Source organism: Stenotrophomonas sp. YJH_SMC_69 (assembly GCF_059370495.1).
Genome location: NZ_JCAFTS010000022.1, coordinates 1 through 7,822, shown reverse-complemented (window position 1 = coordinate 7,822; position 7,822 = coordinate 1). Strand labels below are relative to the sequence as shown.

Sequence of the window (7,822 nt, the reverse complement as noted above, 5' to 3'; positions counted from 1 at the left end):
CTCGGCGTTCTGGCGCACGGTGGAGGTCAGTTCCTCCATCGAGGCGGCGGTTTCTTCCAGGTTGGCGGCCTGCTGCTCGGTGCGGCGCGACAGGTCGCTGTTGCCGGAGGCGATCTCGCCGGCGGCCAGGGTGATGCTGGACGCGCTGGCCTGGATCTGGCCGACGATCTGGGTCAGCTGTGCAACGGTGGTGTTGGCATCGTCGCGCATGCGTGCGAACACGCCCTGGTAATCACCGTGCATGCGTGCGGTCAGGTCACCTTCGGCGATGGCCGACAGCAGCTGCGAGAGCTTGCCGAGGTTGTCATCGCTGACCGCCATCATCGCGTTGAGGTTCTCCAGCATCAGGCGGAAATCGTGATCGAAGCGCTGCGCATCGCCACGGAGGCTGAAGTCGCCGGCGGCGGCGGCGCTGGCCAGCTGCTTGATCTCGGCATTGATGCGGCCGAGGTTGGCCTTGACCGTATCGACGGTGGTTGTCATCGCGGCCTTTTCACCCGGGTAGCGTGCAATGTCGCGGCTGAGATCGCCAACCGCGTACTGCTGCACCACGTCCAGCACGTCGTGCAGGGTCTGCAGGTGGCCGCCGACCAGGGCGTTGGTTTCCTGCACCATCAGCCCGTACTCGCCGGGGAAGGCGCTGGCGTCGATGCGGTAGCTCAGTTCGCCACCGTCGTGACGGCGCGCCATTTCGCGCTGGCCGGTGATGACTGCATGCAGCTGCTGCTGCATGCCGGCCATGGCCTCCAGCAGGCGGCCGGTTTCGTCGTGCGGCTGCGGGCCGATGTGGCTGTCCAGCTTGCCGCCGGCGATGCCTTCGGCCACGGCGGTGGCCTGCTTCAGCGGCACGGCGATGCGGTTGCCGATGACCCAGCTCAGGGCCAGCACGATCAGCACCAGTACGCCACCAGAGACCGCCATGATGGCGGTGAACACCAGCGCCTGTTTCTGCACGTCGTCCATGTAGACGCCGCTGCTGACCACCCAGTTCCAGGGCGCGAACAGGCCGGCATAGGCGACCTTCTCGACCTCGCCCTTGCTGCCCGGCTTGGCCCAGCGGTAGTTGACGAAGCCGCCGCCGGCGCGAGCCGCTTCGACCTGGTCGTAGTAGATCCGTACGCCGTCGTCGGTACGGAAGTCCTTCATGTCCTTGCCGACCAGGTCCTTGCGGAACGGGTGCATCAGCAGGCGGTAGCCGGTGTCGTAGATGTTGAAGTAGTAGGTATCGTTCCCGGCGCGCATGACCTCCAGCGCCTGCAGCGCGGCGCTCTTGGCGGCCTCTTCGCTGAGCTCGCCGGTACCGGCCAGGCGGTGGTAGTGCAGCAGGATGCCGTAGCTCAGTTCGACCTGGGTCTTCAGCGCGCTCTTGCGGGTTTCGGTCAGGTCCAGGTACTGCATGCGGGCGGCGATCACCGAGAGCGCGATCACGCCGAGCGCGATGAGCAGCGTCAGCAGGTTGAGCTTGCGCCGGACGGAAAGATTGCGGAAGTAGTGTTGCCAGCGATGCAGGAGATTCATCGAGCAGGACCAGGTCGAAGCGGGCGGGCGGCGCCGTGCCGGTCAGCGGCGGGATACGCCGTGACAACCCCGTTATCGGCCGCGCGGGCGGGGGATTGAGGTGCGGTGTCCGAACGTATTCAGGTTTCCTTGCAGCGGCGGCTGCGGCGCTGCCTGCGGCAGGCTTTTGAAGCAACGGCAACGGCAACGGCAGGTCATGGCGATCGGTAGCTACGGGTTGGCCGGGTCGGGATGGGCAGGCAGGACACGCCGTGAACCCATCCATGGGGGCTCGATGGCGCCATCCATGGCGCCAACGGTCCTGCCTGCCCACCCCGACCCGGCCCGCCAGGGCTTCACTTCGGCGGACGGCAAGAGCATTGGGTTTCCAGGTGGAAAGAGCGGTCAGATCCGTTTTCCTGCGGAAAACGGATCTGACCCCGGAAGTGACCTGGCTTTTGTCTTTTGCTCTTCTTTCTTCAATCCGGGGTGGACGCGCACGGGAAGTGTCCGTGGCCGGGAGGGTGGGTTGCGCAGGGGCGTGAGCCGCATGGGGTCGAGGCATGCCTCGGGCGGGTTGGGCAGGACGCCCAACCCCGGTCTTGCCGTGTGCGCAGGACAGTGCACACGTGCAAGCGGCGATCGAGCTTACAGAGACGTACTTGCAGCGTCCCCTGCCCAACCCATCCTCCCGGCCCAAACGAAGGAAGTCCGCCGCTCTCAGCGACCACCCCGAGGGGCTTCGCCGTTGGCTGGATAATCAGATACCCCGTAAACAAAAACGCCCCAGCACAGGGCCAGGGCGTTCTCGTAACTCAGGTCAGGCAGGCATCAGAACTCCTGCCAGTCCCCGTCGGCCAGTTCGGTGGCCATCGGGCGACCACCCGCCGTGCGGCGGGCCGGCGGGGCAGCCGGGGCCGGGGCAGCCGGTGCAGCGGCGCGCGGCGCCGGGGCGGTGACGCGCGGGGCGGCGACGACCTCAGCTTCGTCCACCACGAAGATCGACACGGCCTCGCTGAGGTGGCCGGCCTGTTCTTCCATCGCACGTGCGGCGGCGGTGGCTTCTTCCACCAGCGCGGCGTTCTGCTGCGTGGTTTCGTCCATCTGCACCACGGTCTGGTTGACCTGCTCGATGCCGGCACTCTGTTCCTGCGAGGCGGCAGAGATCTCGGCCATGATGTCAGTCACACGCTGCACCGAGGCGACGATCTCGCCCATGGTCGCGCCGGCCTTGTGCACCAGCGCCGAGCCGTCGTTGACCTTGCCGACCGAGTCGTCGATCAGGCCCTTGATCTCCTTGGCGGCCGCGGCCGAGCGCTGCGCGAGGGTGCGCACTTCGCTGGCGACCACGGCGAAGCCGCGGCCCTGTTCGCCGGCACGGGCGGCTTCCACTGCGGCGTTCAGCGCCAGGATGTTGGTCTGGAAGGCAATGCCGTCGATGACCGAGATGATCTCGGCGATCTTCTTCGACGAGGCTTCGATGGCCGACATGGTGGTGACCACCTGGCCGACCACGTCACCGCCCTGCGAGGCGACACCGTGCGCGCCGATGGCGAGCTGGTTGGCCTGGCGTGCGTGCTCGGCGTTCTGGCGCACGGTGGAGGTCAGTTCCTCCATCGAGGCAGCGGTTTCCTCCAGGTTGGCGGCCTGCTGTTCGGTGCGGCGCGACAGGTCGCTGTTGCCCGAAGCAATCTCGCCGGCCGCCGAACTGATCGCGCGGCTGGACTGCTTGATGCGGGTGACGATCTCGCTCAGCTGCGCGGCGGTGGCGTTGGCGTCGTCGCGCATGCGGGCGAACACGCCCTGGTAATCGCCGTGCATGCGCACGGTCAGGTCGCCCTGCGACAGCGCGGCCAGCAGGCCGGAGATCTGCTCGATGCTGCCGGCGTTGGCGTCCAGCAGGCCGTTGATCTGCTGGGCCAGCTGCAGGAAGAAACCTTCCTTGTCGCTGGCATCGATGCGGCCGGACAGGTCGCCAGCGGCGGCCTGGGCGATCACGCGGGCCACTTCGGCTTCGACCTGCGCTTCCTGGGTACGGTCGCGCCATTCCACCACGTAGCCGACGGTGTCGCCGCCTTCATTGCGGATGGTCGAGACCACCTGGGCGAACTGGGCATCGCCGTACTGCATCGGGCGACGGGCGACGCCGTGTGCCTTCAGGTTGCCCAGCAGGGTCTGGTCCATCTCGCCGCGGTGTTCGAGCACGGTGACCGGCTTGCCGATCAGCGAAGCCTGCGCATCGAAGTCCGGCAGGTCGCGGCGCAGTTCGTCCTGGTACTGGCTCAGGGTCTGCTGCAGGGCGCGGTTGCTGTAGACGATGGTGTTGCTGGTGTCGGTCAGGTAGACGCCGGTCGAGCTGTAGTCCAGCGCGGTACGGATGCGCAGGTTCTCGCGGGCGATGGCCTGGTCGGTCTCGATGCGCTCGCGCAGGTCGCGCTGCATGCGCTGCATGGCCTGCATCAGTTCGCCCACTTCATCCTGGCGGCTGACGTCGATGTGGCCATCGAGCTTGCCGCCGGCCACGTCGTTGGCCACCGAGACGGCGCCACGCACGCTGCCGACCAGGGCGCGGGCAAACAGCCACACCAGCACCAGGCCGAGCGCGGCGCCGCCCAGCAGGGCGATCACGGTCAGCACGGCCGAGGCGGAGTAGGTGGATGCGGCCTCTTCGCGCGAGGCGCGGGCGAGGCGGTTGTCTTCGGCGATCAGCGCCTCCAGCGCGGAGGCGGCCTTGCGGTGCTTGGTGCGGGTTTCGCCGACGAAGGTATCGATGGCGTCGTCCGGCAGGTCCAGTTCCAGCATCTCGGTGACGCTGTCATAGGATGCCAGGGCGTCCTTCCATTCCTTGGCGAAGGCGTCGAACAGCTTCTTCTGCTGCGGGTTGTCGACCAGCTTCGGATACTCCTTGATCGACTTGTCCATGCTGGCGCGCAGGTCGACGCCCTGCTTGCGCGCATCGGACTTGACGTCATCGCTGGCGCGGATCAGCTGCTGGTAGGCGGCATTACGGTACTCGCCCAGCATGCCGCGCATCTCGCCGGCCATGCGGATGCTCTCCATGCGTGAACCGGCCAGCTCGGTGGTCACGTTGTTCAGCGAATGCAGGCCGCGATAGGCGACGATGCCCTGCAGCAGCATCACCAGCAGGAGGACGCCGAAGGTCAGCAGCAGTTTCGGCATCAGTTTCAGGTTGTTGATCCACGGCATGGGCGTTGCGAGCTCCTAAGGCAGACGCGCCCGGGCATCGGGCCCGGTTGCAGCAGAAACCACGCCAGGACCAGGCCCGGCGTGGTCCGACGAACAGCGGATTACTTGATGTTGGCCAGCTTCAGCCCAGCCGGCGAGCTGACTTCGATTTCCGCGCGCGAGGCGTCGCGCTGGATCTTGCCGATCACGCAGACGGTCTTGCCTTCCAGGGTTTCCAGCGGGAAGGAGAACTTGCCGCGGTTCTCGCCGGCGATGCGCGCCGAGAAGGTGTGGCGCGGGAAGGCGCCGCCCATGTACAGGAAGGTCGGCTGGCCTTCGGAGCCTTCTGCGTAACGGGCCTTTTCGACCTTGCCACAGACCATGCCGTCCTTGCCGACCGAACGCGGCGCCATTTCCGGCGGGATCATGTCGGCCGACTGGGCGAAAGCGGAGGCGGCGGTGGTGGCCAGGACAGCGGCCGAGACGAACGCAAACAGGGACTTCATCGAGGGTATCTCCGGGGATGGTAACGATCGGGCCGGTCCTGCGCGCTCCTGCGCGACCGGCTTCTGTCCCCCTATCGGCACCGCCGAAGGGAACTGAAGGGTTTTGTGACTGGAACGTGAAGCAGTTCCGGTTGCTCAGGCAGCGACGTCTTCGGCGAGGTTGGCCTGGCCCATGTCGGCGCTGTCGAGCAGGGTCTCGATGTCCAGTAGGATCAGCATGCGATCGTCGTGGGTACCGATGCCGGAGATGAAGCGGGTGTCGACGGCGGCGCCGAATTCCGGGGTCGGGCGGATCTGCTCGGCCGACAGCGGGATCACGTCGGAGACGCTGTCGACGACGATGCCGACCACGCGGTCTTCCACGTTCAGCACGATCATCACGGTGAAGGCATCGTAGCGGGCGTTGTCCAGGCGCAGCTTCAGGCGCAGGTCGATGACCGGGACGATGGTGCCGCGCAGGTTGATCACGCCCTTGATGTAGTCCGGGGCGTCCGGCACGCGGGTGACGGCGTCGTAGCCGCGGATTTCCTGCACCTTGAGGATGTCCACGCCGTAGTGCTCATCACCAAGGGTGAAGCTGAGAAATTCGCCACCGGCGCTGGCGGCGGAGCTGGTCTTGTCGTTCATCGAGGGGTCCTGGTTCTGCCGGAAGTCCCGGTGTCAGGCTCGATATCGGCCCCGCCGGGGGGGACTTTAGGTGCCGGGCAGTGCCGTGGATGGGGTCAGATCCCTTTTCAGGGAAAAGGGATCTGACCCCGGCACGCGTTCCAGGGTTGCCGGCCGGCGGCCGGCACTACCGGTCGGACGGCCTCAGAGCTCGCCGTTGCGGCGGGCCTTGCGCTGGCGGTCGATGCGGAAGATGTAGCGCTGGATGGCGCTGTCGGCGCCGCGTGGCAGGCATTCAAAGCGCATCCCCACGCGCTTGACCTCGATGCCATTGGGCTGACGCTGCGGCAGCAGGTTGCAGACCACCAGTTCGATATCCAGGTCGGGGCCGTCCGGCAGCGACAGCCGCGCCGGATAGCGCTTCTGCAGACCAAACACCGCGCAGTCATTGGGCACCACCACGGCCAGGCCGCCACCGCTGATGTCCACTACGCGCATCGACAGGGCTTCGGCGCGCGCTTCGCCAGGCGGCAGCAGCAGGTGGGGTGAGTCGGTGACCGGCGTCTCCAGCCGGTACAGCTCGCGGCGCTGCAGGTGCACCAGTTCGTCAGGCAGCGGCGCACGGAAGGCCACATGGCCGTCGTTGTCCACGCGCTGCAGTTCGTGCAGCCGGAACCGTACCAGCACGCGTTCGAGCTGGGCGAAGCACAGCAGGTGATCGGCCTGCTCGGCGGCGCGGTTGGAGGCTTCCTGCGGGCTGCCATCGAGCAGCAGGAAGTCCTCGTCCTCGTCGAGGTCGAGCAGGGCGGTCGGGAAGGAACGGTCGCGGCCGTCGATATGGGCATTGATCAGCGATCGCTGGTCGATCAGCGAGCGCAGCAGCTGGCGCAGCTGGCGCGGGTTGCGGACCAGGAATCGTTCGTCCGCGGCATCGGCCGCGTGGACATCATGCACTGCAGTGTCGTTGCCGTCGGACATGGAATCTACGGTCAGGGGCGGGCGCCAGCACGCGTTGGCGCGAGGCTCGATGGGGATATCGGCGTCTGCCCCGGATTATGAAGTGGGATTTGCATCACTTTCCATGCGTAAAGGGTCAGATCCCTTTCCCGCGGGAAAGGGATCTGACCCCGTGCTTCTGTCAGAATTCCTGCCAGTCGCCGTCCGTGGCCAGCGCCGGCTGGGCCGTTGCCGTGCGCAGCGCACGTGCCGGGGCCGGCTTTGCCGCAGGCGCGGCGACTGCGAGCTGTCGCGGTACCGGTGCGGCCAGCGGGCGTGACGGGATGGCCGCCGTGCCCTGCGATGCCAGCCGGAAGCGGGCGACGGCTTCACCCAGCTGCACGGCCTGGTCTTCCATGGCACGTGCGGCGGCGGTGGCTTCTTCCACCAGCGCGGCGTTCTGCTGGGTGGTCTCGTCCATCTGCACCACGGTCTGGTTGACCTGCTCGATGCCTGCGCTCTGTTCCTGCGAGGCGGCGGAGATCTCGGCCATGATGTCGGTCACGCGCTGCACCGAGGCGACGATCTCGCCCATGGTGCTGCCGGCCTGGTGGACCAGGCTGGAGCCTTCGGCAACCTTGCCGACCGAATCGTCGATCAGGCCCTTGATCTCCTTGGCGGCCGCGGCCGAGCGCTGGGCGAGGGTACGCACTTCGCTGGCGACCACGGCAAAGCCGCGGCCCTGTTCGCCGGCACGCGCGGCTTCCACTGCGGCGTTCAGTGCCAGGATGTTGGTCTGGAAGGCAATTCCGTCGATGACCGAGATGATCTCGGCGATCTTCTTCGACGAGGCTTCGATGGCCGACATGGTGGTGACCACCTGGCCGACCACGTCACCGCCCTGCGAGGCGACACCGTGCGCACCGATGGCGAGCTGGTTGGCCTGGCGGGCGTGCTCGGCGTTCTGGCGCACGGTGGAGGTCAGTTCCTCCATCGAGGCGGCGGTTTCTTCCAGGTTGGCGGCCTGCTGCTCGGTGCGGCGCGACAGGTCGCTGTTGCCGGAGGCGATCTCGCCGGCGGCCAGGGTGATG

At 67.0% G+C, this 7,822-nt stretch carries 6 protein-coding genes; all 6 read right to left on the bottom strand.

The window, feature by feature from the left end; genetic code table 11:
* Positions 1-1,518, bottom strand: a 1,518-nt coding sequence (locus tag AC5P8F_RS20540) for a cache domain-containing protein (protein WP_495228909.1), incomplete at its 3' end; no start/stop codon positions are given.
* An 810-nt stretch (positions 1,519-2,328) separates the two neighbouring features.
* Positions 2,329-4,704, bottom strand: coding sequence for a methyl-accepting chemotaxis protein (locus AC5P8F_RS20535; RefSeq protein ID WP_075076502.1), 2,376 nt, complete (start codon positions 4,702-4,704; stop codon positions 2,329-2,331).
* 101 nt (positions 4,705-4,805) lie between these two features.
* Positions 4,806-5,189: a hypothetical protein gene (locus tag AC5P8F_RS20530; protein WP_014647020.1), complete on the bottom strand. Its 384-nt coding sequence runs from the start codon at positions 5,187-5,189 to the stop codon at positions 4,806-4,808.
* Between the two features lie 135 nt (positions 5,190-5,324).
* Positions 5,325-5,816 (bottom strand): chemotaxis protein CheW, encoded by a 492-nt coding sequence (locus tag AC5P8F_RS20525; protein WP_014647021.1) that lies wholly within the window; start codon positions 5,814-5,816, stop codon positions 5,325-5,327.
* Positions 5,817-5,999: 183 nt separating this feature from the next.
* On the bottom strand, positions 6,000-6,773 hold the full coding sequence (locus AC5P8F_RS20520) for a flagellar brake protein (protein ID WP_046430424.1): 774 nt from the start codon (positions 6,771-6,773) through the stop codon (positions 6,000-6,002).
* Positions 6,774-6,933: 160 nt separating this feature from the next.
* The coding region (locus tag AC5P8F_RS20515; RefSeq protein ID WP_495228906.1) for a methyl-accepting chemotaxis protein at positions 6,934-7,822 on the bottom strand (889 nt) is incomplete at its 5' end.